Annotated in this window: 25 protein-coding genes; 19 read left to right on the top strand and 6 right to left on the bottom strand. The window is 74.4% G+C overall.

Going from position 1 to position 25,121, the window contains the following annotated elements; genetic code table 11:
- The first annotated feature begins 51 nt into the window (after positions 1–51).
- From ACFVFQ_RS22225 to ACFVFQ_RS22170, 12 genes are all read left to right on the top strand, one after another.
- Complete coding sequence (locus ACFVFQ_RS22225) at positions 52–702, top strand: sugar O-acetyltransferase (protein WP_383418675.1); 651 nt, start codon at positions 52–54, stop codon at positions 700–702.
- A complete protein-coding gene (locus ACFVFQ_RS22220; RefSeq protein ID WP_383418673.1) occupies positions 699–1,484 on the top strand; it encodes an HAD family hydrolase in 786 nt (261 codons plus the stop codon). The genes ACFVFQ_RS22225 and ACFVFQ_RS22220 overlap by 4 nt, the downstream gene beginning before the upstream one ends.
- Positions 1,481–2,734 carry an ATP-grasp domain-containing protein gene (locus tag ACFVFQ_RS22215; protein ID WP_383418671.1) on the top strand — a complete coding sequence of 418 codons (1,254 nt, stop codon included), beginning with the start codon at positions 1,481–1,483 and terminating at the stop codon, positions 2,732–2,734. Before ACFVFQ_RS22220 ends, ACFVFQ_RS22215 begins: the two co-directional genes overlap by 4 nt.
- A 77-nt stretch (positions 2,735–2,811) precedes the next feature.
- Entirely contained in the window at positions 2,812–3,882 is a 1,071-nt protein-coding gene (locus ACFVFQ_RS22210; protein ID WP_383418669.1) for a phosphotransferase, read from the top strand.
- A gap of 60 nt (positions 3,883–3,942) precedes the next feature.
- Positions 3,943–5,256 (top strand): aspartate aminotransferase family protein, encoded by a 1,314-nt coding sequence (locus ACFVFQ_RS22205; protein ID WP_383418667.1) that lies wholly within the window; start codon positions 3,943–3,945, stop codon positions 5,254–5,256.
- On the top strand, positions 5,253–7,025 hold the full coding sequence (locus ACFVFQ_RS22200) for a 1-deoxy-D-xylulose-5-phosphate synthase N-terminal domain-containing protein (protein WP_383418665.1): 1,773 nt from the start codon (positions 5,253–5,255) through the stop codon (positions 7,023–7,025). The genes ACFVFQ_RS22205 and ACFVFQ_RS22200 overlap by 4 nt, the downstream gene beginning before the upstream one ends.
- On the top strand, positions 7,018–8,376 hold the full coding sequence (locus tag ACFVFQ_RS22195; protein ID WP_383418663.1) for a glycosyltransferase: 1,359 nt from the start codon (positions 7,018–7,020) through the stop codon (positions 8,374–8,376). Before ACFVFQ_RS22200 ends, ACFVFQ_RS22195 begins: the two co-directional genes overlap by 8 nt.
- Positions 8,373–9,200, top strand: a complete 828-nt coding sequence (locus ACFVFQ_RS22190) for an SDR family NAD(P)-dependent oxidoreductase (RefSeq protein WP_383418661.1) — start codon at positions 8,373–8,375, stop codon at positions 9,198–9,200. The genes ACFVFQ_RS22195 and ACFVFQ_RS22190 overlap by 4 nt, the downstream gene beginning before the upstream one ends.
- On the top strand, positions 9,197–9,823 hold the full coding sequence (locus ACFVFQ_RS22185; RefSeq protein ID WP_383418659.1) for a DUF1349 domain-containing protein: 627 nt from the start codon (positions 9,197–9,199) through the stop codon (positions 9,821–9,823). Before ACFVFQ_RS22190 ends, ACFVFQ_RS22185 begins: the two co-directional genes overlap by 4 nt.
- A gap of 77 nt (positions 9,824–9,900) precedes the next feature.
- Positions 9,901–10,896 carry a methyltransferase gene (locus ACFVFQ_RS22180; protein WP_383418657.1) on the top strand — a complete coding sequence of 332 codons (996 nt, stop codon included), beginning with the start codon at positions 9,901–9,903 and terminating at the stop codon, positions 10,894–10,896.
- Positions 10,893–11,798 (top strand): endonuclease/exonuclease/phosphatase family protein, encoded by a 906-nt coding sequence (locus ACFVFQ_RS22175; protein ID WP_383418655.1) that lies wholly within the window; start codon positions 10,893–10,895, stop codon positions 11,796–11,798. Before ACFVFQ_RS22180 ends, ACFVFQ_RS22175 begins: the two co-directional genes overlap by 4 nt.
- The gene (locus ACFVFQ_RS22170) at positions 11,795–13,480 is read left to right on the top strand and encodes an alpha-amylase family glycosyl hydrolase (protein ID WP_383418653.1); all 1,686 of its coding nucleotides are present in this window, start codon (positions 11,795–11,797) and stop codon (positions 13,478–13,480) included. The genes ACFVFQ_RS22175 and ACFVFQ_RS22170 overlap by 4 nt, the downstream gene beginning before the upstream one ends.
- Before the next feature lie 33 nt (positions 13,481–13,513).
- Here the strand turns inward: ACFVFQ_RS22170 and ACFVFQ_RS22165 are convergent, their stop codons facing one another.
- The 4 genes from ACFVFQ_RS22165 to ACFVFQ_RS22150 form a co-directional block, all read right to left on the bottom strand.
- Entirely contained in the window at positions 13,514–13,780 is a 267-nt protein-coding gene (locus ACFVFQ_RS22165) for a response regulator transcription factor (RefSeq protein WP_383418651.1), read from the bottom strand.
- 1 nt (position 13,781) lies between these two features.
- Positions 13,782–14,021 carry a hypothetical protein gene (locus ACFVFQ_RS22160; protein WP_383418649.1) on the bottom strand — a complete coding sequence of 80 codons (240 nt, stop codon included), beginning with the start codon at positions 14,019–14,021 and terminating at the stop codon, positions 13,782–13,784.
- Positions 14,022–14,211: 190 nt separating this feature from the next.
- Positions 14,212–14,664, bottom strand: a complete 453-nt coding sequence (locus ACFVFQ_RS22155) for a DedA family protein (protein WP_383418647.1) — start codon at positions 14,662–14,664, stop codon at positions 14,212–14,214.
- Positions 14,665–14,891: 227 nt separating this feature from the next.
- A complete protein-coding gene (locus ACFVFQ_RS22150; protein ID WP_383418645.1) occupies positions 14,892–15,761 on the bottom strand; it encodes a class I SAM-dependent methyltransferase in 870 nt (289 codons plus the stop codon).
- A 132-nt stretch (positions 15,762–15,893) separates the two neighbouring features.
- Here ACFVFQ_RS22150 and ACFVFQ_RS22145 point away from each other — a divergent pair, with 132 nt between their 5' ends.
- From ACFVFQ_RS22145 to polX, 3 genes are all read left to right on the top strand, one after another.
- On the top strand, positions 15,894–17,045 hold the full coding sequence (locus ACFVFQ_RS22145; protein WP_383418643.1) for a sensor histidine kinase: 1,152 nt from the start codon (positions 15,894–15,896) through the stop codon (positions 17,043–17,045).
- Positions 17,042–17,692: a response regulator gene (locus tag ACFVFQ_RS22140; RefSeq protein WP_383418641.1), complete on the top strand. Its 651-nt coding sequence runs from the start codon at positions 17,042–17,044 to the stop codon at positions 17,690–17,692. Before ACFVFQ_RS22145 ends, ACFVFQ_RS22140 begins: the two co-directional genes overlap by 4 nt.
- Before the next feature lie 82 nt (positions 17,693–17,774).
- The gene (gene polX, locus ACFVFQ_RS22135) at positions 17,775–19,505 is read left to right on the top strand and encodes a DNA polymerase/3'-5' exonuclease PolX (protein WP_383418639.1); all 1,731 of its coding nucleotides are present in this window, start codon (positions 17,775–17,777) and stop codon (positions 19,503–19,505) included.
- 33 nt (positions 19,506–19,538) lie between these two features.
- Here polX and ACFVFQ_RS22130 read toward each other — a convergent pair whose 3' ends face one another.
- Positions 19,539–20,192, bottom strand: coding sequence for a ScbR family autoregulator-binding transcription factor (locus tag ACFVFQ_RS22130; protein WP_383418690.1), 654 nt, complete (start codon positions 20,190–20,192; stop codon positions 19,539–19,541).
- A gap of 105 nt (positions 20,193–20,297) precedes the next feature.
- Here ACFVFQ_RS22130 and ACFVFQ_RS22125 point away from each other — a divergent pair, with 105 nt between their 5' ends.
- The 4 genes from ACFVFQ_RS22125 (at position 20,298) to ACFVFQ_RS22110 (ending at position 23,986) form a co-directional block, all read left to right on the top strand.
- Positions 20,298–21,227 (top strand): ScbA/BarX family gamma-butyrolactone biosynthesis protein, encoded by a 930-nt coding sequence (locus ACFVFQ_RS22125; RefSeq protein ID WP_383418637.1) that lies wholly within the window; start codon positions 20,298–20,300, stop codon positions 21,225–21,227.
- Between the two features lie 230 nt (positions 21,228–21,457).
- Positions 21,458–22,189: an HAD family hydrolase gene (locus ACFVFQ_RS22120; protein WP_383418635.1), complete on the top strand. Its 732-nt coding sequence runs from the start codon at positions 21,458–21,460 to the stop codon at positions 22,187–22,189.
- A gap of 344 nt (positions 22,190–22,533) precedes the next feature.
- Entirely contained in the window at positions 22,534–23,472 is a 939-nt protein-coding gene (locus ACFVFQ_RS22115; protein WP_383418633.1) for an aminoglycoside phosphotransferase family protein, read from the top strand.
- A gap of 109 nt (positions 23,473–23,581) precedes the next feature.
- Entirely contained in the window at positions 23,582–23,986 is a 405-nt protein-coding gene (locus ACFVFQ_RS22110) for a DUF779 domain-containing protein (protein ID WP_383418631.1), read from the top strand.
- 178 nt (positions 23,987–24,164) lie between these two features.
- On the opposite strand, the gene ACFVFQ_RS22105 is transcribed toward ACFVFQ_RS22110, so the two are convergent.
- Complete coding sequence (locus tag ACFVFQ_RS22105) at positions 24,165–25,112, bottom strand: hypothetical protein (protein WP_383418629.1); 948 nt, start codon at positions 25,110–25,112, stop codon at positions 24,165–24,167.
- Between the last annotated feature and the right edge of the window lie 9 nt (positions 25,113–25,121).

Genomic DNA, 25,121 nt, shown 5'->3' with positions numbered 1-25,121 from the left:
TGAAGGCCAGCCGGGGGCCGGTTCGCGCCGGCCCCCGGCCACTTCACCGGCGTGCTGCGCGTCCCGGAGGTCGCGGTGGAACTCGACGAGATCAAAAGGCGGTTGGGGAGCGGGGAGCCGTACCTGGCCAACGACCCGGCGCTCCGCCCGTACCGCAAGCGGTGCGAGACGCTGCTGGACCGCTTCAACGCCACGCTCCTGGGCGACCAGGAGGGCCGGACGGCGCTTCTGGGGCAACTGCTGGGGGCGGTCGGTCCCGGCGTCCGGGTGGTGCCCCGGTTCCTGTGCGAATTCGGGTTCTTCATCGAGCTCGGGGCGCGGTCCCGGATCAACTTCGACGCGATCCTGCTCGACTGCGCTCCGATCACCATCGGTGCGGACGTCCGCATGGGCCCGCGCTGCCAGCTCTACACCGCCAACCACTCGGACCGCGCCGCACTGCGGCACGGTGCCTGGGAGAGCGCGCGACCGATCCGGGTCGGGGACGGTGCCTGGCTCGGCGGCGGGGTGATCGTCCTGCCCGGGGTCACCATCGGCGCCGACACGGTCGTCGGGGCCGGCAGCGTCGTCACCAAGGACCTGCCGGCCGGGGTCGTCGCCGTGGGGAATCCCGCGCGCGTGGTGCGGTCGGTGGAGCAGGGCGGAGCGCGGGGGGAAGCGGGCGGGTCCGCGCTCCCCGACGCGTCCGGGGCGCGGCCATGAGGCCGGGGCCCGGCTCCGTTGGCCGCGCCGCGGTGGTGTTCGACCTGGACGGCACCCTCATCGATTCGGTGCGGGCGGACTTCCTGGCCTGCACGGCGCTCTTCGAGGAGTGCGGTGCCGCGTTCGTGCCGGACTTCTGGGCGGAGCGGGTGTGCGGGAACACCGGAGGGTATCCGGCGCTCTTCGCCGTCCTGCGGGAGCGGGCGGCGGTCGACCTCACCGATGCCGCGTTGCGCGAGCGGCTGGCCGCGCAGTGGGCGCGGTTCTTCACGCCCGAGCACGTCGGTCTGCTGCCCGGCGCGGGCGCGCTGCTCGACGAACTGCGGGCGTGCGGCGTCCCGTTGGGCCTCGCGTCGTCGTCGGACCGGGAGTGGGTGGACCGCTGGCTGGGGCACTTCGGACTGGCGGGGCACTTCGCGGCGACCGTCGCCGGGGACGAGGTGGCCCGCCGGAAGCCGGACCCGGCGGTCTACCGCGCGGCGACCGCCCGGCTGGGGGTACCGCCGTCTTGGTGCGTCGCCGTGGAGGACTCCCCCACCGGGACCGCGGCCGCCGCCGCGGCGGGCTGCACCGTCCTCGCGGTCCGCACCGCACTCCTGCGTCAGCTCCGCTACCCCCACGCCGACCATGTGGTGCCGGACCTCTTCGCCGTCCGGCGGCTGCTGATCGGCCCGGAGTCGGCCGCCGCCGCGCCACCGCGCGCGGGCCGGGTCCGGGAGCCGCACCAGAGCGCGCCGGAAGCATCCGCGCGCCCGAAACCCACGAAGGACGTACGGACATGAGCAAGGGTCGCGTCGCGATCGTCGATGGGGGCCCCGCCGGCCCCACCGGCAATCTGGTCTCCGAGTTCACCGCAGCCGGCTATGACTGCGTCTATGTGCAGAGCACCGAGGTGCGGCCGGCGCGGTTCGCGTCCGTGGTGCCGACCGGCTTCGTCGCCGAGATCGTGCACGACGGCGATCTGGAGCGGACCATCGCTCTGTTGGCCCCGCACGAGCCGGTCGCGGTCATTCCGGACAGCGAGTTCGGGGTGCCGTTCGCGGACCTGCTGAGCGAGCGGATGGGGCTGCTGACCAACGGGACGAAGTACAGCTCGGCCCGGCGGGACAAGTACGAGATGATCGAGACGATCAAGGCGGCCGGCCTGCGCGGCGCCCGCCAGCTACTGGTCACCGACGCCGAGGAACTCCGTTCCTGGCACCGGGGGTTGGGCGGCCGGATCGTGATCAAGCCGCTGTGCAGCGCGGGCAGCGACGGCGTCCACTACTGCGACACCCCCGAGCAGGCGGCGCGTGCCCACACCTCGCTGGTCGGCACCGAGAACGTCTTCTCCATGCCCAACGAGGCGGTGCTGGCGCAGGAGTACGTGGTCGGCACCGAGTACGCGATCAACACGGTGAGCCGGGACGGCAAGCACCATGTGTGCGACATCTGGACCTCCACCCACATCAACGCCAACGGGGTCCTCGACCTCTGCGACGGGCTGGTCCTGCTGCCGCACAAGGGCGCGCGGATCGACCGGGTCGTCGCCTACTGCGAGCAGGTCCTGGACGCCCTGGGCATCCAGCACGGCCCGGCCCACCTGGACGTCAAGATGACGCCGTCCGGGCCCTGTCTGATCGAGGTCGGGGCGCGGATGGGCGGCGGGTGGACGGACCACTACGCGCGGCTGGGCACCGGCGAGTCGCAGCTCAACTGGACGGTGGACGCCTACATCGACCCCGAGCGGTTCTTCGCCCGCCACCAAGAGCGGTACGAGGTCCGGCAGTTCGTCGCCGGCGCGCCGATGATCTCGCCGGTCGAGGGCACCCTGCGGGCCTACCGGGGGCTGGAGCGGCTGGAGGCGTTGGAGAGCTACCACGGTGTGCGGACGTTCGTGGAGCCCGGCAGTCCGATCCGGCGGACCGTCAACGACCTCAGCTACCCCCTGCTCGTCGAGCTGCGCCACGAGGTGCTGGACGTGGTGCTGCGCGACCTGGCCACCGTCCGCTATCTCGACGGGCCGGAGTTCTACGAGGTCGAGCAGGCGTAGGCGCCCGGCCGGGGCCGCCGAAGGGTCCGTCCGCGTCACCGCGGGCGGGGGAACGCAAGCGCTGGGAGGGGAATCCGATGACCGTCGCCGCAGCCGCCGGCACCGAGGAGTGGGTGCGCCGGGTCCTGGCCGCGCACTGGGACGGCCCGTGGGAGGGGTGTGCGCTGCGGCCGCTCACCGTGGACGGCCGGCGGCCGCTGACGCACACCGCCGGGCTGTGGGAGGTGTCGGGCCCGGCGGGCGAGCTGGTGCTCAAGGTGCAGCTCACCCCCGAGGCGGTCCGCGCCGAGCGCTTCGTTCCGCTCAAGCGCCGGGTCATCGAGCACTGCCGGCGGCGCGGGGTGCCGGCCCTGCCACTGGTGCCGACCGCGGACGGGCGGCCCGGCGTCCGGGTCGACGGGCTGCCCTGCGAGTTGAGCCCCCGGAGTGCCGGCGCCGTGGCCACCGGCGCCCCGGGGCAGGTCGCCGCCCTCGTCCGCACCGGGCTGGACCTGCGGGCGGCGCTGGACGCCCTGCCGCCGGGCGTGGCCGACGCGTTGGCCACCGTTCCGCTGCCGCGGCTGGTGGCGGAGGAGCACTGGCCGACCGCGCTGGCCCAGGCCGAGCGGCGGCTGTTGCCGGCGGCGGCGCGCGGCACCGGGCCCTGGTACCGCGCGGCGACCGGGGTGCTGCGCGAACTGGCCGCCACCGCACCCCTGTTGCGCGACGCCGGGGCGGGCCCCGCGGGCCGCCCGGCGGTCGTCCACGGTGATCTGCACCTGGCGCACTTCCTGTTGGGGCCCGGGCGGCCGGCGCGGGTCGTGGCGGTGCTGGACTTCGACAATCTGCACGTGGCCGACCGGCTGCTGGACCTGGCCTGGCTCGCCGACACCGCGGTGCACGCCTGCGGGGACGACCGCGACGGGGCCCGCCGGGCCGTCGCCGACCTCGTCGCCGAGGGGCGGCGGCGCGGGCTGCTCCAACGCGGCGACGAGGCACGGCTGATGCCGCTGCTGCTCGCCCACTCGCTGCCGGTGCTCGTCGACATCGCCAAGGACATCGTCGAGCGCGATCTGCTCGCCCCGCAGTGGCTCGACTACTTCGCGCTGCTCTCGCCGGCCCGCCGGGCCGCCGTCCACGAGCTGCTCGTCGAGGCCGGCGGCCCCTGACCCCGCGCCACTCGCCCACCCACCGCACCCGAACATCCCCCCGCCCGTGAGGAGTTGACCATGACCACCGTCGACCTGCCCCCCGCGTCCGTCTGGCCACCTGACCTGTCCGCCTACTGCTTCGAGGTGCCGCACTCCGACCGGTCCCTGCTCTTCGAGTCCGGCAAGGGCATCCGGCTGACGGACGCGGCCGGCCGCAGCTTCCTGGACGCCATGTCCGGGGTCTTCGTCACCTGCTTCGGCTACGACTGCGAGCCGATCATGCAGGCCGTGACCGATCAGCTGCGCACCCTGCCGTTCAACCCGCCGCTGCACGGCACCAATCGGGCCGCCCTGGAGCTGGCCCGGGGACTGGTCGAGCTCGCCCCGCCCGGCATCACCGCCGCCAAGCTGGTCAACGGCGGCTCCGAGAGCGTGGAGGCGGCGGTCCGACTGGCCCGGCTCTACCACCGCGCGCACGGCAACCCCGACCGGGTGAAGGTGTTGAGCTACTACCACGGCTACCACGGCGCCACCTTCGGCTCGCTCTCGCTGACCGGGCGGCCCGACGTGGCACGCTTCGGGCCGGGCCTGCCGGGGGTGGTGCACGTGTGGCCGCCGGACTGCCTGGAGACGTTCTGGGACGTGTCGCCGGAGCGGTCGGGGGCGCTGGCCGCCGCCATGATCGAGCGGACCATCGAGGCGGAGGGCCCGGAGTCGGTCGCGGCCCTGGTCATGGAGCCCGTGATCCACCTGCGCGGCATGGCGATCCCGCCGGCGGACTACCTCGCCCGGGTCCGGGAGGTCTGCGACCGGCATGGCGTGCTGCTGGTCTTCGACGAGATCGTCACCGGCTTCGGCCGCACCGGGCAGCCGTTCGCGGCCCAGACCTTCGGCGTCACCCCGGACATCCTGTGCGTGGGCAAGGGCATCTCGGGCGGATTCGCCCCGCTGGCCGCGGTGTTGATGGCCGACCGCCTCGCGGAGGTGCTGCGCGAGGCCGGCGGCCCGCCGTCGTTCGCGCCCTCGCACACCTACGCCGCCAACCCGATGTCCGCCGCGGCCGGGCTCGCCGCCGTCACCCTGTTCCGGCAGGACGGCTACCTCGACCGCATCCGGGCGCTCGCCGGCCATCTCGAACCGCGGCTGCGGGGCGTCGTCGGCGGGCGCGGCACGGTGCGCGCCCTCGGCCTGCTGTACGGGGTGAAGCTGGCCGGCGGGGACGGCGTCGGGGACCAAGTGGCCGCGGCCTGCCAGCGGCGCGGCCTCATCCTGCGCGGTCAGGACGACTGGGTGGTGCTGGCGCCGGCCTTCGTCACCACCACCGGCGAGGCCGACCAGATCCTCGCACTCCTCGGCGAGGCGCTGGACGAGGTCTGCGGGGACGGACGGTGAACGCGCTGGTCGACCGGTTCGCCGGGCCGGCGCGGGAGGCACTGCCCCGCCTCACCGAGGCCGAACGCGCCGTGGTCGAGCGGGAGTTGGATGCGCTGGGGCACGCCGACCGGACCGGCCCGCTCTTCGACCGGCTGCGCGGTGTCGCCGCCGAGGTCCCCGAGCGGCTCTACGCGGACAGCGCCGAGGTGCTGCTGCGGATGCACGAGATCGCCGGCTCGGGGAACCTCCAGAGCAATCTGTCCTCGCTGCCACTGGTGCGGGCCTGCTTCGCCCTGGGCCTGGTCGACGGGTCCGGGCGGGGCGGACCGGCCGAACTCGTCGTCGGCCGCGGGCACATCGCCCCCGCCTTCTACGCCGAGCACTATGTGCGCGGCGCCCTGCCGTTCGCCCCGCTGACCACGCTCCACCAGGGCGGGCTCACCGGCGTCGTCCACCGCGACCTCGGGTTCCGCAACACCATGCGGTACAGCCTGGGCGTCGGGGTGGCCCAGGCGGTCAGCCTGGCCTGGGAGTTGACCCGGCGCGGCATGGACCGCAAGGTGGTCTGCCTGGCCGGGGACGGCGAGCTGCACGAGGGGGTCACCTTCGAGGCGCTGCGGTTCGCCCACGACATGGGCCTGACCAACCTCGTCCTGGTCGTCGACGCCAACGCCAAGGGCATCGAGCCGCTGGCCAAACCGGTGAACACCGACTACCTCGCGGCCTATCTGGGCCGGCTGTTGGAGGCCGACGGGCGGGACGAGTGGGCCGTGCAGACCGCCCTGGAGGCGCTGTTGGCCCTGCCCGGCCCGTCGGTGCTGGTGTGCCGGACCCGCAAGGGCGCCCACAGCTACAAGCCGGCCGGCGGCGCGCCCCGCTCCCCCGCCGGGCCGTCGTTCGCGTCGACGACCGGCCACCTGCTCGCCGGCCACCAGGCGCGCACCGGGCGGGAGATGGCCGTGTTCACCCCCGACCTGGCGGCGCGGTTCGGGCTGCCCGGGCAGGTGCCGTACACCAACACCGGCCTGGCCGAGACGCTGACGGTCGGCATGACGCTGTCGCTGCCGGAGGAGACCCTGAAGGTGGTCGCCACCGACGCGATGTACTACATGGACAGCCTGTCCATGCTCACCGAGGCGACCACCAGCGTGCGCAACCTGCTGGTCCTGGCCGGGCGCAGCTGGGGCGCCTGGGGCGGCGCCCACAACGCCACCAATCTGCTGGGCCAGTTGCTGCACACCAGGGTCTACGAGCCGGTCACCGCGGCGGAGTTCGGGGCCTGCCTGGACCGGCTGGGGCGGGACCCGGCCACCGCCCATGTCCTCAGCATGGTCGACGCCCCGTTCGAGGCGCCGGCGCGGGACTGCGCGGCGGACATCGACGGCGCGGTGTGGCTCACCCCGCCCGACGGGGGCGGCGCCGACGCCGCGGTGGTGACCTTCGGCTACGCCGGCGTCCTGGTGGCCGAGGCGAACCAGGAGCTGGGTCTGCCGCATCTGCACTGCGCGGCGTTCACCCCCCGGTTGGTCCCCGCCGACCTGGCCGTACTGCGGGGCTGCCGGCGGCTGTTGAGCGTGGAGTACAACGGCGCCCGCGGCGGCTTCGGGGAGGGGTTGCGGGCGCGGTACCTGCTGCCGGTGGAGGTGCACGGTGTGCGCCGCGACATCGCGCAGCAGGTGCACCGCCGCCAGCTGCCGCTGCACGGCATGGCCCCGGAGATGCTGCGGGAGCGCCTGGCGCTGCTGCTGGAGAGCCGGGAGGTGGAGCGTGCGCCTGCACATGCATGACTATCGGGCGCCGGACGCGCACGGCATCGTCGACGGCGCGGTGCTGATGCACCGGGAGGTCGCCCAACTGCTGGGCCGGCACGGCTCGTTGGTGCCGCACGACCTGACCGCAGAACCGGGCTGGCTGGCGCGGGTGCGCCCGGGCGAGACCGTCTACGCCGGGTCGGGTCCGTACGCGTTCCTGTACCACCACTGGCGGGAGCGGACCGGGGGCGACTTCCGGATCGTGCGGGAGGTGCACACCGCGCTGTGGTCCGGCTACTGGGCCCAAGAGGAGCTGTGCGCACCACTGTTGCGGCCCGGGGACCTGGCGCTGTTCCCCACCGCGTACACCCGCCGGCTGTTCCTGCGGAACTTCCCCGGCACCGCGGCGACCGGCGCGGCGGTGGCCTATCCGATGCTGGACCGGATGCCGCGGTGTCGGCCCCGGCCCGTGCCGCCGGCCGGCCGGCCGCTGCGGATCGGTTATCTCGGCGCGCTGTCGCTGGCCAAGAACTTCGACCAGGTGCTGTCGGTCTTCGCCCGCTGCCATCAAGGGTCCGGCGGGCGGGCGGAGTTGCTGTGCGCGGGCAAGCCCAACGATCCGCGGTGGGAGGCCGGCGCGGTGGCCGCGTCCCTCGGGCGGGCCGGGGTGCCCGGCGACGCGGTGCGGGTCGCCGGCATCTGGTCGCAGGAGCGCCTCGGGGAGTTCTTCGACGCCGTCGACGTGCTGCTGTTCCCCAGCACCGCGTCGCGGGAGACGCTGGGCCGGGTCGTCATCGAGGCGCTCGCCCACGGGGTGCCGGTGCTGGCCGCCGACGTCGGCCCGGCCGTGGAACTGCTGCCGGCCGGCAACCTGGTGCCCACGACGCTCGATGCGACCGGCGCCTTCGACATGGGCCGGGTCGGCCCGCTCGGCCGGGTCGACGAGGACGCCCTGGTGCGGAAGTTGCTCGACCGCGACTTCGCGCCCGCCGCCGTGCGCCATGCCGAGCCGTTCACCGACGGGGCGTTCTGGCGGGCGGTCGCCGGTTGTCCGGACCCGGTGGACCTCCCGCACGACCACACCCTGCCGGACGCGGTCCGGGTCGCGCCGCGCACCGGCGTCGATCCCGCGGAGCGGGCCGCCGAGGCCACCCGGCTCTTCCGGGACTTCTTCGAACGCCGGGACGCCCCGCTGACGACCGCGCTCGACGCCCTGGCGGCCGACACCGGACGCGGGGACGCGACGCTGCGCGCCCTGGTCACCGCCCCGGACCGCAACCTCGCCGACTACCGGGCCTTCCCACGGCTGTTGGACGCGCTGGTCCTGCCGCCGCTCACCTACACCCTCGCGCCCACGGGCGCCACGACGACGGGAGAGACAGCATGACGAGTGACGGGGACGAGTTCACCGACCGCGTGGTCCTGGTGATCGGCGGCGGCCGGGGGATCGGCGCCACCGTGGCCGAGGGCTTCGCCCGGCGCGGCGCGCGCGTCGTGATCGCCGACACCGACCACCTGCCCTCGACGTTCAACCACTACCGCTCCACCGCCGTCACCGGCTTCGCCGAGGCCGGCGCGCTGGCCGAACGGCTCGCCGCCGAGGGCCTGTCGGTGACCGCGGCCGCGGCGGACGCCACCGACGAGGCGGCGATCGCCCGCCTCTACGACGGGATCGCCGCGGGCCCGGGGCGGCTGGACACCGTCGTCAACGCCTTCGGCGTCACCCACGTCAGCCCGGTCGAGCAGATGGAGCTGGCGGAGTTCCGGCACGTGGTCTCCGGCAACTTGGACGGGGTCTTCCTGTCGTCGCGGGCGGCGCTGCCGCTGCTGCGCGCCGGCGGGGGCGGCTCGATCGTCAACTTCTCGTCGGTGTCGGGCCGCGCCGGCTTCCCGAAGGTCGCCCACTACTGCGCGGCGAAGTTCGGCGTCATCGGGTTCACCGCGGCGCTCGCGCTGGAGGTGGCGAAGGAGAACATCCGGGTCAACGCGGTCTGTCCGGGCATCGTGCGCTCCAACATGTGGCGCTATCTGCTCTCGGAATTCGTCCGGCCCGGGGAGAGTGAGGAGGAGTGCTGGGAGCGGATGCGCGGCATGATCCCGCAGCGCCAGTTCCAGACCGCCGAGGACATCGCCGGCCTGGTGCGGTACCTGGCGTCGGCGCCGCGGGTCACCGGCCAGGCGATCGGCGTGGACGGCGGGATGACGGCGTGAGCTCCACCGGCCGCGCCGACCGCCCGACCGAGCTGCCCGGCGCCCGCGTCCTCGGCTTCGACGACCCGGCCTGGAGCTTCGAGGGGCCCGGCACCGCCACCCTGCCGCACCCCGGGGAGCTGCGGTTGCGCGCCCCGCGCGGCGCCGACCTGTTCTCGATGCCCGGCCACTACGAGCGCGCCGGCATCGGGAGTTGGCACCGCACCGTGCCGGGCGACCACACGCTGTGGGCCTCGGTGGCCGTCGAGGGGCGAGCCTTCGGGGACGCCGGCGGCCTCGTGGTGCACGACGGCGCGGACTGGTTCAAGGTCTGTGTGGAGCGCGGCCGCACGGGCGGCTGGGGCATCGTCACCGTCGTCTCCCGCCCGGTGTCCGACGAGGCCGCCGGCCCCGCGCTGGCCACCGCCCGCGCCGAACTGCTGATCACCCGGGAGGGACGGCGGCACGCCGTCCTCCACCGCGAACACCCCGACCAGGACTGGCGGTTCGTCCGCACCTTCGCCGGCTCCGGCGCAGCACAGGTCCGGGTCGGTCTGTTCGCGCAGGCCCCGTTCTCCGACGCCTGCACCGCCTCCTTCGCGCCGCCCGGCTTCGCCCCCGCGGCGCTGTCCGACCGCCGCTGAGCGGCCCGGCGCCCCGCGCCGCCGACCCCTCCCCCGAGTCAAACCCGAGCCAAACCCGAGCCAAAGGAGCCCTTCCCGTGCTCTCGCCCCGGCCCGTCACCGACCTGATGTGGGCCCATTGGAAGACCAGGACGCTGCTCGCCGCCGTGGAGCTGGGCGTCTTCACCGCGCTCGCCGCGGGCCCGCTGCCCGCCGAGGAGCTGCGCGAACGCCTCGACCTGCACCCGCGTCCGGCGGCGGACTTCCTCGACGCCCTGGTGGCGCTCGGCCTGTTGGAGCGCACCCGCGGGGTCTACGCCGGCACGCCCGAGGCGCTGGAGTTCCTCGACGCCGGCAAGCCGGCCAGCTACCTCGGCGACAGCTTCCTCTCCCGCGGCACCGGGCTGGGCGACGACCTGGTCTCCGTCCTGCGCACGGGCAAGGCCCCGGACGCCGGGCAAGACGGTCGGGACTTCTACGCCGACCGGTACGCCACGCCGGCCTCCACCGGCGCCTTCCAACGGGACATGACCGCGCTGAGCATGGGCTCGGCCCGGGCCATCGCCGAGCGGTTCCCCTGGGAGCGGTACCGCACGCTCGTCGACGTGGGCTGCGCTCAGGGCGCGCTGCCCGGCTGGGTGCTGCGCCGCCATCCGCACCTGACCGCGGTCGGCTTCGACCTGCCGCCCGCCGGGCCCGGCTTCGAGGCGTATCTGACGCGGTTGGGCGTGGCCGACCGGGCCGCCTTCCACCCGGGCGACTTCTTCCGCGACGAGCTGCCGCCGGCCGATGTGGTGGTGCTCGGGCACGTGCTGCACAACTGGAGCGAGCCGGAGAAGCTGCAACTGCTGCGCAAGGCGTACGCGGCGCTGCCGCCCGGCGGGGCGGTGGTGGTCTACGAGACGCTGATCGACGACGAACGCCGCCGCAACGCCGTCGGGTTGATCCTCAGCCTGATCATGCACGCCGAGGTGCCGGGCGGCTTCGACTACACCGGCGCTCAGGGCCGCGAGTGGCTGCACCTGGTTGGCTTCCGGGAGACCCGCGTGGAGCACCTGGACGGCCCCGAGTCGATGCTGGTCGGCTTCAAGTGAGCGCCGCTCGCCCCGCGTTGCCGGACGTTGCGCACGAGGCCGACGCGCCGGATGCGACCAACCCGCTCGACGCGACCGACCTGGTGATGTTCTGGAACCTCTACGAGACCGGCATCGAGCGCCTCGCCGGCCGCGACGAGCGCTGGCGGGCGCAGTGCGCGATGGTGACCGCCCAGCGACCCCGGGTCCTGCTGACCACCGAGGGCTGGGGCTGGCACCGCGACGGGCGGGCCCTCTTCGAGGACGCCAAGGCGGCGTTCGGCATGGACGGGGAGTTGTTCACCGCGAAGACCGGCGCGCACCTCGCGGTGTTCTGGGCGCCCGACGTCGAGCGGTTGGCCGTGCAGCGGATCGCGCCGGAGCTGGCCCACTGGCACGGCCACGGCCTGGTCACCCTCCAACTGCCGGAGTGGCGCATGCCGTTGCGGTTCCTCGTCGCCCACCTCGATCCGTTCAGCCCCACCGGCCGCCGGGTGGAGGCGGACCACCTGCGGCACCATGCGGATCCCGCACTGCCGCCGCTGGTGGTCGGGCTGGACGCCAACTGCGTCCCGCCCGGCGACCCGGAGCCCGACTGGACCCGCTCGGCACCGCACCGCCGGGACGACTATCTGCTCCCCGACGGCAAGCGCGCCGACCGCACACCGCTGCGCCGGCTCCTGGGTACCACCGAGGCCCCGCTGCTGGTCGACGCCGGCGCGCATTTGGGCGACCGCGCGCCGACGTACGGGGAGTTCCTGCCGGGCGAGGCGGAGCGCCGGATCGACCTGTTCCTGCTGTCCGCCGCCCTCGCCCCGCAGTTGGCCGGCTACCGCGCCCTGGACCCGCGGCCGGCACCGGGCGACGGGCGGCCGCTCGCCTCCGACCACCGGCCCGTCACGATCCGACTGCGCCGCCGATGAGCCCCGAACGAGGCCCGGCGGGCGGCCGGGAGACGGCACCGGCCCACGGGCCCGACGAGGAGTGGTGGCGCACCGCGGTCGTCTACCAGGTCTATCCGCGCAGCTTCGCCGACGGCGACGGGGACGGCGTGGGCGACCTCGCCGGGCTGTGCCGGCGCCTGGATCACCTGGTACGACTCGGCGTCGACGCGCTGTGGATCACCCCGTGGTACCCCTCCCCCATGGCCGACGGCGGCTACGACGTGGTCGATCCGCGCGGCGTGGACCCGGTGTTCGGCACCCTGCGGGAGGCCGAGGAACTGATCGCCGAGGCGCGCCGCCGCGGGCTGCGCACGATCCTGGACGTGGTGCCCAACCACGTCTCCCGGGACCACCCGTGGTTCCGGGCCGCGCTCGCCGCCGGACCGGGCGGCCCGGAGCGCGCCCTGTTCCACTTCCGTCCCGGCCGCGGCCAAGGCGGCGAACTGCCGCCGAACAACTGGGGTTCCGAGTTCGGCGGCCCGGCCTGGACCCGGGTCGTCGAGCCCGACGGCACGCCCGGCGAGTGGTACCTGCACCTCTTCGCCCCCGAACAGCCGGACCTCAACTGGGCCGACGCCCGGGTGCGCGCCGAGTACGCCTCGGTGCTGCGCTTCTGGTTCGACCGCGGCGTGGCGGGCCTGCGGATCGACTCCGCCACCCTCCTCACCAAGGACCCCCGGCTGCCCGACCGGACCGCCGACGGGCCGCACCCGTACGCCGACCGGGAGGACCTGCACCCCCTCTACCGCTCCTGGCGGCGGATCGCCGACTCCTACCCCGAACGCCGCCTCCTGGTGGGCGAGATGTGGCTGCGCGACCCCGCCCGGCTCGCCCGCTACCTGCGCCCCGACGAGCTGCACACCGCCTTCAACTTCGGATTCCTCCAGAGCCCTTGGGACGCCGACCGGCTCCGCGCCTGCATCGACGCGACGCTGGCCGGCCACGCGGCGGTGGGCGCGCCGCCGACCTGGGTGCTGGCCAACCACGACGTGACCCGCACCGCCACCCGGTACGGCCGCGCCGACACCTCCTTCGACTTCGCCCGCAAGGCACCCAACGACCCCGGTGACCGGGCCCTGGGCACCCGCCGGGCGCGGGCCGCCTGCCTGCTCACCCTGGCCCTGCCCGGCTCGGTCTACCTCTACCAGGGCGAGGAGCTCGGGCTCCCCGAGGTGACGGACCTGCCGTCGGAGCACCGGCGCGACCCGATGCACCTGCGCTCGGGCGGCACCGACCCCGGCCGCGACGGCTGCCGCATCCCGATGCCCTGGTCGGGGGCGGCCCCGCCGTACGGCTTCGGCCCCGACGGCAGCCGCCCGTGGCTGCCCCAGCCGGACACCTGGGCGCCGCTGACGGTCGCGGCCCAACGGGCGGACCCCGCCTCGATGTTGTCCCTCTACCGCGCCGCCCTGCGCCTGCGCCGCACCGCGCTCACCACGGCAGGGGACACGCCGAGCCGCCTTTCCTGGCTGCCGGCCCCCGACGGCGTGCTCGCCTTCCGCTGGGCCGACTCCCTGAGCTGTTGGGTGAACCTGACCGCCCGCCGGCTGCCGCTGCCGGCCGGGCGCCGCGTCCTCCTGGCCAGCGGCCCGCTCCCCGACGGCTACCTACCACCGGACACGGCGGCCTGGCTCCGCGAGGAGGAGCCGACCACGGGCTGAACCACCCGGCGGGGAACCGGAGTTCGCCCGCCCTCACGCGCCCCCGACGCCGATACCCACACCAACTCCCACCCCGACCTCGACGCGCCGGGCGGCGTGCAGGGCCAGGATCATCAGCTGCGCCCGGTTGGTGACCCCCGCCTTCTCCCGGATCCGGCGCAGATAGGTGTCCACGGTGTGCGGGCTGAGGTGCATCCGGCGCGCGATGGCGGAGTAGGTGTGGCCCTCGGCGAGATGGCCGAGCACCTCACGTTCGCGGGCGCTCAGGCGCCCCAGCGCGTCGGTGGCGGGCTTGCTCACGTCAGGCCCCCGCCCGGCCCCAGCCGCTGTCCCCCGGGGCCGGCGCCCGCCCCTGTGCGCCGACGGCGACGAACCGGCCCCAGCCGCTGTCCGCGACGACCACCCGCGCGGTCGAGGCCGCCGCCGGTGCCGAGCCCCCGGGGGCGTGCGCCGCCCCGGCGGCGACGGCGCCGAGGAGACCGACGGAGGCGAGAGCCAGGGCAAGGGCGGCCGAAGTACGGGGCGTTGTGGGGGACTTCATGGCGGTTCGCTCCTCCTGCTGTGGATGGCACCGGACCCGGAATGTGCGACGTTGTCCGCTCCTTCCGGTGTCCCAAGACTGCCCCCCGGGTGCCGGCCGGGCCATGCACCACGGCGCTCACCAAACTGCCATGCAGCAAGGCGAACAGCGCACGAATCGCCTTTGTCCGGGCAAACCAGGGCGTACAGCCTCACCGTTGACCGTCCCGGCACCGCGCCGACACCGCGGCGGCCCTCCTCCCGACCACCACGAGCGCCACCGTGACCAGCACGGCGACGGCCACGGTGGCGAGCGCGGGTCCGACGAGGGTGAGCACGCGCCGCACCACCGGACCGGCCGCGTAGCCGGTGCCGGCCTCGGCGGTGGCCCACAGCGGGGCGGCCAGGGCGCTGTAGGGGGCGAGTTCGCGGTAGGGCAGCCGGGTGGCGCCGGCGAGGTGCGGCAGCAGCGTGCGGAGCACGGGCACAAAGCGGGCCAGCAGCATCGCCCGGCCGCCGCCGCGGCGCATCAGCGCCTCGGCGCGCTGCCAGGCCGCGGCCGGCACCCGACGGCCCGCGCGTCCGACGCGCAGCCGGTCGGCGAGCAGGTGCCCGGTGCGGTGCGCGAGGAAGTCGCCGGCCAGTACGGCGCCGGCGGCGACCACGATGACGAGGGGGAGGTCTAGGCCCTGTCGTCAAACTCCCGTCTGCCGTCCGGCGCCCGGCACGCACTCTCGCCGCACCGGGCGACGACCCCAGTACGTCCAGTACAGAGGCCGCCGCCCGGCACGCCGAGAGCACGCACCGACCACCGCCCGGCCCGCCCTTCGGGCGGACGACGGGAGTTTGACGACAGGACCTAGCCGGCCGGCGCGAGCCAGCGCGCCGGCCGTCAGCAGCAGGCTGAGGGTCGGCACGAACGCGCCCACCAGCAGCACCGATTCGGCCAACACCGCCGCGGCCAGCACGGCGTACGCGACGGCGGCGGGCGGCTGGCCGAGGGCGTCGGGCAGGACGGCCACCGACCGGCTCCGACCGCGACGGCCACCGGGGCCAGGTGGCCGGGACGGGGGCCGTGGAGCCGCCAGACCCGGGCCGGCGGCAGATTGGCCCACACGGTCCGGCCGGACGCGGCGCAGCGGTCCCGGTAGGCGGCCAGCACCGCGTCGACCGCCCGTTGCCGGCGCGCCGCGGCCGGCGCGGCCAACAGGGCGCGGACCGGGCGGGCGCCCCGGTAGGCGAAGTAGGTCAGCACGCCGTCGGGGCGCAGGAGTTCGAGGTAGCGGTCCATGATGGCGCGCACCTCCTGGGGCGTGAAGTTGGCCAGCGGCAGGCCGGAGACGATGACGTCGTAGCGCCGGTCGGTGGCCCACCGCTCGACGCGGGCGTGGTGGACGCCGACGTCCACGCCGATGCCGGCGGGCCCGGCCGGCGGGACGCCCGGCGCGTGGGCGGCGACCAGGTGCCGGAGCCGGGTGGTGAAGCGGGGGTTGGCGTCGAGGACGTCCAGGCGGCTGCCCGGGGGCAGTTGGGCGAGCAGGGCCCGGGTGACGGCTCCGGTGCCGGCCCCGGCCTCCAGCACGGTCAGCGGGCGCGGCGCCCGGGCCCGCACCGGGTCGGTCAGCGCCTCGGCCAGGGCCGGGCCGCTGGGGGCGACGGCGCCCGTGGTGCGCATGTCGCGGGCCGCCTCGCGGAGGAACGCCCAGCGCTCGGCGGGGCGTTGACGCGGGACGGGGTCGTGACGAGGGGTCAAGGAGTTCATGGCGGCGACGCTAGGAGCGTTCCCGGCCCGACGGACCCGCCGTTGGGCGACGGCGACACCGACGAAAGGAGGGGGGCCAGATGGCCGATCGTCGCAAGTGGTGGGCCTCGCGGGCCACTTAGGATGCCGGGAATGACGGGACTGAGCTGGCGGGAGAGCCCCCGGTGGGCGGCGTACGGGCGGCGCGCTCTGGTGGTGGTGCTGACCCTGGTCACCGTGCAGAACGGCGCCTCGGCCGCCGACGGCCGGTATCTGGCGCTGTGTCCGGCCGCGGGGGTGCTGTGCGGACTCGCCCTGCTGGTGCGGCGGTTGCCGTGGCCGATCGCCCCGCTGCTGACCACCGCGGCGACGGCCTGGTGGGGCTGGCCGACGATGCCGCTGCTGCTCGTGGCGCTGTTCGACCTGGCGGCGCGGCGCCGCGGCTGGCTCGCGGTGGGCTCCTCCGTCACCGTGCTGGGCGCCAATCTGCTCACCGTCCCGGCCTTCTCGCTGTGGACCCCGCAGCAGTACGGCTCCAGTCTGTTCCTGTTGCCGGCCGTGCTGGGCGGGCTGTGGATGGGCAACCGGCGCCGCCTGGTGCGGGCGCTCACCGCGCAGGTCGAACACCTGTGGATCGAGCGGGAGTTGCGCGAGGAGGCGGCCCGGGCCGCCGAACGGTCCCGGATCGCCGCCGAGATGCACGACGTGCTGGCCCACCGCCTGAGCCTGATCGCCCTGCACACCGGCGTGCTGGCCACCCGGGCGGACGCGCTGCCCGACCGCGTCGGCCAGCGCCTGGTCCTGCTGCGGACCGCATCCACCGAGGCGCTGGCCGACCTGCGGGACGTCCTCGGCGCGCTGCGCGACCCCGACACCGCGGCCGCCGACGCCCCGGCACCCGTGCTGCGCGCGGTGGACGACCTTCTCGCCCAGGCCCGCGCCGCCGGGCAGGAGGTCGCGGTGCACCTCGACGGCCGGCCCCAACAGGCGCCCGCCGCCCACCGCCTGGCCGTCCACCGCCTGGTCCAGGAGGCACTGACCAACGCCCGCAAGCACGCCGCCGGCGCCCCGGTGACCCTCCGCATCGACTACCGCCCGCCCGCCACCACCGTCGAGGTCGACAACGCCCCCGGCACCCGCACCGCGGACGCCGTCGCCTCCGGCTTCGGCCTGGTCGGCCTCCGCGAGCGGGTCACCGCCCTCGGCGGCGAGCTGCGCGCCGGCCCCGGGGCGTCCGGCTCCTGGCGACTGACCGCCCGCCTCCCCCACCCACCCGGCAACGAGCAGAACGGCGCCCGCACATGATCCGCTCCCTGATCGTCGACGACGACGCCCTGGTCCGGCTGGGCCTGGCCGACCTGCTCGACGGCGACCCCGGCATCGAGCTCGTCGCCCAGGCGTCCGACGGCCTGGAGGCCGTCGAGCTGGCCACCGCCCACCGCATCGACGTCGCCCTGGTCGACGTCCGCATGCCGCGGATGGACGGCATCACCGCCACCGCCCGGCTGCGCGCCCTGCCACACCCCCCGAAGGTGATCACCCTGACCACCTTCGACCTCGACACCTATGTCTACGACGCGCTCGCCGCCGGCGCCGACGGCTTCCTGCTCAAGGACGCCGAACCGGCCGAGATCCTGCGCGCCGTCCACCTCGTCGCCGCCGGCTCGGCCATGCTGCACCCCGCCGCGGCCCGCCGGGTGATCGACCGCTACCACGCCGCCGGCCGCCCGCAGACGGCCGCCGCCCGGTCCCGCCTGGGCCGGCTCACCCCGCGCGAACGCGAGGTGCTGACCCTGCTCGCCGGCGGCGCGACCAACGCCGACGTCGCGGCCCGCCTCGGCATGCGGGAGAGCACCGTCAAGGCCCACGTCAGCCGCATCCTCACCGCGCTGGAGGTGACCAACCGCGTCCAGGCCGCGCTGCTGGCCCGCGACGCCGGTCTCACCCCCTAGGACTTGTCCGATGGGTCAGGGTCGGACAGGCCCTCACCCCGGCCCGGCTGCCGCCGGGCCGCTCCGGAGGCACCCTGGAGGTATGGTCCGCGCCAATGACGAGGTCGAGGCGCTGCTCCAGGAGTACGCCGACCTCCTCGCGATCACCGGCGGCGACGCCTTCAAGGCCCGGGCGTACGAGAAGGCCGCCCGGGCCATCGGGGGGCACCCCGCCGACGTCTCGAAGCTGGACGCCAAGGGGCTGCGGGAGATCCCGCACGTCGGCGCCTCGATCGCGGAGAAAGTGGTGGAGTTCCTGCGCTCGGGCCGGGTGTCGGTGATCGAGGAGACCCGCGCGGCGATCCCGGCCGGCGTACGGGAGTTGATCACCATCCCGACGCTCGGCCCGAAGAAGGCCCTGGTCCTCTACGAGGAGCTGGGGATCACCTCCGTCGACCAACTGCTGGACGCCGTCCACGAGGAGCGGCTGCGGGAGCTGAAGGGGTTCGGCGAGAAGACCGAGGAGAACATCCTGCACGGCATCGCGCTGCTCCAGAAGGCGGGCGGCGGCCGCATCCTGCTCAACGCCGCGATGGACGTCGCCGAGCAGATCACCGGCGAACTGTCCCGGATCGCCGGCTGCGAGCGCTGCGCCTACGCCGGGTCGCTGCGCCGGATGCGGGAGACCATCGGGGACATCGACATCCTCGTCGCCGCCGAGCGGTCCGCGCCGTTCATGACGGCGCTGGCACAACTCCCGTCCACCGCCGAGGTCATCGCGCACGGCGAGAAGAAGACCTCGGTCCGCACCACCAAGGGCCTCCAGGTGGACCTGCGGGTGCTGCCACCGGCCTCCTGGGGCGCGGGCCTCCAGTACTTCACCGGGTCCAAGGCGCACAACATCCGGACCCGCGCGATCGCGGTGCGCAACGGCCTCAAGCTGTCCGAATACGGGCTGTTCGACAGCGAGACCGGCGAGTTGGTCACCTCGGAGACGGAGGAAGACATCTACGCCCGGCTCGGACTGCCGTGGATCGCACCGCCGTTGCGCGAGGACCGCGGCGAGGTCGCCGCCGGCCTCCGCGACGAACTGCCCGACCTGGTCACCGAGAAGGACATCCGGGGCGATCTGCACACCCACACCGACCTCACCGACGGTCTGTCCTCCCTGGAAGACATGGTCGCCGCGGCCGCCGACCGCGGCTACGCGTACTACGCGGTCACCGACCACGCGCCGAACCTCTACATGCAGCGGATGACCGACGAGAAGATGCTGGCCCAACGGGACGCGGTGCGGGCCCTGGACCGCAAGCACCGCGGCATGCGGCTGCTGCACGGCACCGAACTCAACATCGGCCCGGACGGCGAAGTCGACTGGCCCGACGCGTTCCTGGCGGAATTCGACCTCTGCGTGGCCTCGGTGCATTCGCACTTCAACCAGAGCCGTCGGGCCCTCACCCGCCGCCTGATCCGCGCCTGCGAGAATCCGTACGTCGCGATCATCGGCCATCCCACCACCCGGCTGATCGGCAAGCGCCCGGGAATCGACGCGGACTTCGACGCGGTATTCGAAGCCTGCGCCCGCACCGGCACCGCCCTGGAAATCAACGCGCACCCCGAGCGGTTGGACCTGTGCGACGAGGACATCCTGCGCGCCAAGCGGCACGGCGTGAAATTCGCGGTGAACTCCGACGCGCACGCCACCACCCATCTGCCCTATCTGCGCTACGGAATCGGCACAGCGCAGCGCGGCTGGCTCACCAAGGAAGACATCATCAATGCCTGGCCGCTGACGACATTGCGCCGCTTCCTGCGCGCCGGCCGCCGCCCGTAACGGCCGCCCCCGGCACCGCCGTCGGGCAGGACCTTAGGCGGGCTCGGGCGCCGGTGTCGCACCGCGATCCCGGCGGTGCACCCGGTCCAGCAGCGCGGCCGGGTCCGGCTCGGCCTGGAGGCCGCGCAGCAGCAACAGCCACAGGTCGTCGAGGTGCTCCTCGATATTGCGTCGCCCCTCCAGCGCGTCGGAGACGGTGTGCAGCCCGAAGAAGGCGCAGACCACACCGTGCGCGGTGACCAACGGCTGCACCCCGGCGGCCAGTTCGCCGTTGCGGACGGCCTCTTCGAGGAGCTGGGCCACCGCCTCGATCCAGCCGAGGAACGGCGTCGGAAGCTGGGTCTCGATGGCCTTGCGCTCCGCCCACAGTCGGGCCCCGGCCCGGACCACGACGTCGTCCCGGAACGCCCGCGCCACCTCGAAACTCAGCCCGACGAGTTTCTCCAACGCCGGTACGCCGGGCTGTCGGTAACGGCTGATCAGTTGTGGCCAGGTGGCGAAGTGCTCCTCGACGATGGCCAGCGCGAGCTTCTCCTTACTGGCGAAATGGAAATAGATCGCGCCGCTGGTGCGGCCGGAATGCGCGCTGATATCGCTGATGCTCGTACCGGCATAACCCCGCTCGTCGAACAGCGTTGCAGCCGCTTCCAGAAGGAACCTGCGCGTCGTCTTCGCCCGGATCTGCACACACACCTCAGAGGTCGTTCCCGTGCCATCTGCTGGCAATGTACCGCGCCCCGTCTCCCTCAATTCACGGGTGCGGGTGTTCGATTTTCGATATTCCCTGGTCATATGAATACGTCACCTTCCGGCCCGACCGAAAAGAGCCGCCCGCTCAGTTGGTCCCGGACCGTCGAGCGGGAGTTGGTGCACCGGACCTCGGTAGCCGAGGTCCTCCTCACGGACGTCCGCCCGGCGCCGGTCACGGACACCTTCGACGCGGCGGCGTGCTGGCCACGGGCCCACACGACGTTCCCGCGCACCGGGCCGCAACGGCACAGCCCGCTGGTCCTGGTGGAGACCCTGCGCCAGCTCGGCCTGTACGTCCCACTGCGGTTCTACGGGGCCCCCGCGGCATGCCACGCGATCATCACCGACCTGCACTTCCGGCTGACCCCGGAGGCCGAACCGAAGGCCGCCCCCGGCGCGACCGAGATCACCTGCCGCGCCCGCGTCAGCGGCGTCCGACGGGCACCGGACGGGACCCTCACCGGCCTGCGGCTGGACGTCGACTTCGCCGCCGGAGGGGCGGTTTTCGGCCGGGGCGGCGGCGGGGTCCGGTTCGTGCCCGGGGCGGGCTACGCCGCCCTGCGCGCCCGGAGCGCGGACGGCGCACCGCCGCCCGCGCCCCCACCCCCGGCACACCACCCGGGCGTCGCCGCGCTGGCCGTGAACCACCCCCAGGACGCGGTCGTCGCCCTGGACGGCCTGGACGGCGACGGGCTGTTGGTGGCGCCGGCCGACCCGCTGCACCCGTTCCTCTTCGACCACCCCACCGACCACGTGCCCGGGATGGTGCTCCTGGAGGCCGCGCGGCAGGCGGTCGCGTACCGCACCCAAGGCGCGCTGGCGCGCCCGCGCGGTGGGCGGCTCCGGGCGGTGCGGTTCACCGAACTCGCGCCGCTCGCACGCGTGCTGTGCACCCGACACCACTCGACGTGCGTGTTCCGCATCGTCCAGGGCGGCACACCAACGGCCTACGGCACCCTCAGTTACACATAGGGCATAAAATATGGACTTTTGTCGATGTATTGACCCTGCCGCGTTGCCGTCCGTAGCGTAACGATCGTTATTTTCCGACGCGGAGCGCGCGTTGATCTCCCGTGCGCGGGAGCCGCCCCCCGTCGGGAACCTTCAAGCCCGCTGCCGCGGCCGTGCACCGATGCCGTCATGCCTCGAAAGGCCACCCGGTCACGTCGCCGCCCTCCGGGCCCAGCGGAACGGAACCTCGAATGACAGCACACCGCATCCTTTCCTGGACCCCCGCCGCCGTCGTCTTCGACTGTGACGGCACGTTGATGGACACCGAACGCCACTGGGTGGACGCCCGTGACGCGGTGCTGCGTGAATACGGCTACGCCCCCGCCCCGGGGTTCGCGGAACGGGCCCGGGGCCTGCACTACACCGAGTGCGGCCGGCTGATGGCCGAGTCGGTCGGCCGGCCGGAACTGACCGAGGAGTTGACGGCCTCGCTGCTCGATCGCTTCCGTCAACTCGTCGCGGCCAACCCGACGACCATGCCCGGCGCCCCCGAACTGGTGCGCTCGGCCGCCCGGTTCGCCCCGCTGGCGGTGGCGAGCAACTGCCCGCTGGAAGTCGTCGAGTCCTGCCTGGACTTCGCCGGGCTACGCCGGTTCTTCGGCCATATCGTGGTGCCCAACTCCACCACCAGACCCAAGCCCCACCCGGACGTCTATCTGACCGCGGCCCGGCTCTGCGGGGTCGAGCCGGCCAGCGCACTGGCCGTCGAGGACTCGCACTGCGGCATCCAGGCGGCCGCGGCCGCCGGGCTCCGGGTGATCGGCGTCGGCCCCCGTCCGTCCGGACCGGAGACCACACTGGCCGACTGGTGGGTCCGCTCGCTCCAGGAACCGGCCGTGCAGGGCTGGGCGGGCGCCCGCATCCCCGCCCAGGACGACGGCCCCGACGGCGTCCGGCGCAGCACCCAGAACGGCACGCCGTAACCGGCGCCCGCTCCCGCGCCGGACGCCCCGACTCCCCGCTCGTACGGTGCACCGGGCACCCGCCGCCCACTGACCCGTCGCCATTTCCCGCCCCACCACGGCAAGTTGGCGTCGGTCGGCGAGCACCAACGGCCGCTCCGGGCGCGCGGCGCTCCTCGGCCGGTGGGCCTCGGCCGTCGGCCCCGCACCGCCGTCACCCCGGCCGGGGTGACGGCCGGACCCGGCCGTACCCGGGCGAGTTAGGGTGGGGGCATGCTTTGACGCAGGCCCGCGGCCCGGGCACCCCCGCCACCTCCTTCGTTACCGCACCCGCAAGGTTTTGGACCCACGAAGGAGAGTCCCCGATGACCACGTCGACCCCGATCGACGTCCCTCAGGCGTTCACCGCGTCCTACGGTGCGCACGGCGCCGCGGAGCGCGCCTGGCTGACCACGCTGCCGGCGCTGGGCGCCGAGTTCCTCGACCGCTGGGCGCTGCGGCCGGACGGTCCCGCCCGGTACGGCATGGCCTCGCTCGTCCTGCCGGTGCGGCGCCCGGACGGGACGCCGGCCGCGCTCAAGCTCCAGCAGCCGCGCGAGGAGAACGCCGGCGCCGCCGCGAGCCTGCTGGCCTGGCGCGGCAACGGCATGGTGCGCCTGCTCGACCACGACGAGGCCAGCGCCACCCAGTTGTTGGAGCGGCTGGACGCCGGCCGACCGCTGTCGGCGGTGCCCGACGACACCGAGGCGCTGGGCATCCTGGCCGAGCTGATGGCCCGGCTGGTGGCGGTGCCCGCCCCGGCGGCCCTGCGGCGGCTCGCGGACGTCGCCGCCGCCATGGTGGAGCAGACCCCGCAGGCCGTCCCGGCACTCGACGACCCGGCCGAGCGGCGCCTGGTGCGGCACTGCGCGGCCACCGTCGCCGAGCTCCTCGACGAGGCCGGCGACCGCCTGCTGCACTGGGACCTGCACTACGACAACGTGCTGGCCGGGCAGCGGGAGCCCTGGCTCGCCATCGACCCCGAACCGCTCGCCGGCGACCCCGGCTTCGAGCTGCTGCCCGCGCTGGACAACCGGTGGGACGAGGTGGTGGCCACCGGTGACGTGCGGCGGGCGGTGCTGCGGCGGTTCGACCTGCTGACCGAGGTGGTCGGCCTGGACCGGGAGCGGGCGGTGGCCTGGACGCTCGGCCGGGTCCTGCAGAACGCCCTGTGGGACGTCGAGGACGGCGAGCACGCCCTGGAGCCGGCCCAGGTGGCCATCGCCGAGGCGCTGCTCAACCGTCCGGCGCCGCACGGGAGTTGATCGGCCGTATTCCGGAGCGGGGCGGGCCTCTGCCATGCTGCCGGGCGGGCACTCCCCCGCCCGGCAGCGGGGGCGGCCCGCCGCCACCGGCCGAGGAAGGGGCGACACCATGGACGACGAGGGCACCGGCCCGCCGCAGGACACCGCGCGGATCGCGCTCACCGACGCCGCCGCCGCGCTGCTGCGGTCGCTGCGCGCGCGACACGGACCGCTGATGTTCCATCAGTCCGGCGGCTGCTGCGACGGCAGCGCGCCGATGTGCTACCCGGAGGGGGAGTTCCGCACCGGCGACTCGGACGTGCTGTTGGCCGAGTTGACGGTGGACGACGTACCCGAGCCGGTGGGCTTCTGGATGTCCGCCGACCAGTTCGCCCGCTGGCGGCACACCCATCTGACGGTGGACGTCGTACCGGGGCGGGGCAGCGGCTTCTCGCTGGAGGCGCCGGACGGCGTGCGCTTCCTGATCCGCTCCCGGCTCTTCACCGACGAGGAGCGGGCGACGCTCGGCGGATGACGGCCCGCGCCCAACGGGTGCGCCGACGGCCGCAGTCCGACGGCAGGGGTGAGGCCCCACGCACGGGGGAACGCGCGGGGCCTCACCCTGGTAAACGGCGCTCGACCGGCCGGAGTTCCCCACCGAGCGAGGATTTCCCGGAAATTTTTCGCGGAGCGGCCCCAGAGCGCCGGGGCGGCTACGGCTCGTCCTGCACCAGCCGTTCCAACATGTCCTGGAACTCCACGTCGACCACCACCCGCAGCCCGTCGCCGTCCGGTTCGCTGAGCGGCGTCATCCTGCCGCGGCGCCACCAGTACACCCGGGGGCTGATCGCGCCCGCCGCGTCCTCGTGGCCGGCGGCCGCGAACTGCGCCATGGCCTGGAGCGCCGGGATGACCTGGGCGTCGTGGATGCGGTGGAAGGCGAGTTGGTGGCGGAAGGGCAGGGCGACCAGGGCGCCGTCCCCGGTGAGTCCGGTGCCCATCAGCCGCTCGACGAGCTCGTCCAGGACCAGGACCCGGCTCGCGGTGAAGAAGGAGTCGCCGAGCAGCACTTCGAACGCCGAGCCGTCGCCGCGGCGCACCGTCTCGTGCCCCTCGACCGGCAGCGCCCGCAGGTTGTTCATCGCCCGGATCCGCAGCTCCGCGACGTCCCCGAGGTCGGTGAGGGAGTCCTCGCTGAGCATCTGGACCGCCTCGGGCAGGTCGAGGGCGAGCACCTCGCACAACCCCGGGGCCGGCTCGCGGCCGTAGCGGAAGGAGTCGGAGGCGGGCAGGGTCTCCTGGGCGACGACGCGGGGGTAGAGGCAGGCCCGGATCTCGTCGTGGGAGAGGATCTCCAGCGGCTGCGGGCCGTCCATGGTGCGCAGCACCTTGCCGACGTGGTCGCGGATCAGCGCGGGCCAACAGCGCTCGCCGCGGCGGTCGCGGTGGCAGACGGCGGCCAGATTGCCGAGGCCGAACTGGCGGCCCGCGGAGTCGGTGACCACTCCGGCGTAGGCGGTGACCTCCAGACCGCGCTCGGCGAACGCCTGCCGGACCTCGGATCTGAACAGGCGGCCTTCCCGCTCCGAGAAGAAGCCGAACTCGTCGTCGCGCGCGACGTCGCGGGGGTCCCGTTTCGGTCCCCGGCGGAACAGACCCATCTCGTCCTC

Source organism: Streptomyces sp. NPDC057743, assembly GCF_042798755.1.
Lineage (GTDB): Bacteria > Actinomycetota > Actinomycetes > Streptomycetales > Streptomycetaceae > Streptomyces.
Note: the sequence above shows the minus strand (reverse complement) of the source record. Positions and strands in the feature narration are given on the sequence as shown.

Coding starts and splice junctions, on each gene's coding strand:
- ACFVFQ_RS22160 (WP_383418649.1), bottom strand. CDS start 14,021: ATGAAGTCCCCCACAACGCCCCGTACTTCGGCCGCCCTTGCCCTGGCT.
- ACFVFQ_RS22110 (WP_383418631.1), top strand. CDS start 23,582: ATGGACGACGAGGGCACCGGCCCGCCGCAGGACACCGCGCGGATCGCG.
- ACFVFQ_RS22105 (WP_383418629.1), bottom strand. CDS start 25,112: ATGGGTCTGTTCCGCCGGGGACCGAAACGGGACCCCCGCGACGTCGCG.
- ACFVFQ_RS22210 (WP_383418669.1), top strand. CDS start 2,812: ATGACCGTCGCCGCAGCCGCCGGCACCGAGGAGTGGGTGCGCCGGGTC.
- ACFVFQ_RS22220 (WP_383418673.1), top strand. CDS start 699: ATGAGGCCGGGGCCCGGCTCCGTTGGCCGCGCCGCGGTGGTGTTCGAC.
- ACFVFQ_RS22150 (WP_383418645.1), bottom strand. CDS start 15,761: ATGAACTCCTTGACCCCTCGTCACGACCCCGTCCCGCGTCAACGCCCC.
- ACFVFQ_RS22120 (WP_383418635.1), top strand. CDS start 21,458: ATGACAGCACACCGCATCCTTTCCTGGACCCCCGCCGCCGTCGTCTTC.
- ACFVFQ_RS22145 (WP_383418643.1), top strand. CDS start 15,894: ATGACGGGACTGAGCTGGCGGGAGAGCCCCCGGTGGGCGGCGTACGGG.
- polX (WP_383418639.1), top strand. CDS start 17,775: ATGGTCCGCGCCAATGACGAGGTCGAGGCGCTGCTCCAGGAGTACGCC.
- ACFVFQ_RS22170 (WP_383418653.1), top strand. CDS start 11,795: ATGAGCCCCGAACGAGGCCCGGCGGGCGGCCGGGAGACGGCACCGGCC.
- ACFVFQ_RS22205 (WP_383418667.1), top strand. CDS start 3,943: ATGACCACCGTCGACCTGCCCCCCGCGTCCGTCTGGCCACCTGACCTG.
- ACFVFQ_RS22125 (WP_383418637.1), top strand. CDS start 20,298: ATGAATACGTCACCTTCCGGCCCGACCGAAAAGAGCCGCCCGCTCAGT.
- ACFVFQ_RS22190 (WP_383418661.1), top strand. CDS start 8,373: ATGACGAGTGACGGGGACGAGTTCACCGACCGCGTGGTCCTGGTGATC.
- ACFVFQ_RS22140 (WP_383418641.1), top strand. CDS start 17,042: ATGATCCGCTCCCTGATCGTCGACGACGACGCCCTGGTCCGGCTGGGC.
- ACFVFQ_RS22215 (WP_383418671.1), top strand. CDS start 1,481: ATGAGCAAGGGTCGCGTCGCGATCGTCGATGGGGGCCCCGCCGGCCCC.
- ACFVFQ_RS22195 (WP_383418663.1), top strand. CDS start 7,018: ATGCATGACTATCGGGCGCCGGACGCGCACGGCATCGTCGACGGCGCG.
- ACFVFQ_RS22115 (WP_383418633.1), top strand. CDS start 22,534: ATGACCACGTCGACCCCGATCGACGTCCCTCAGGCGTTCACCGCGTCC.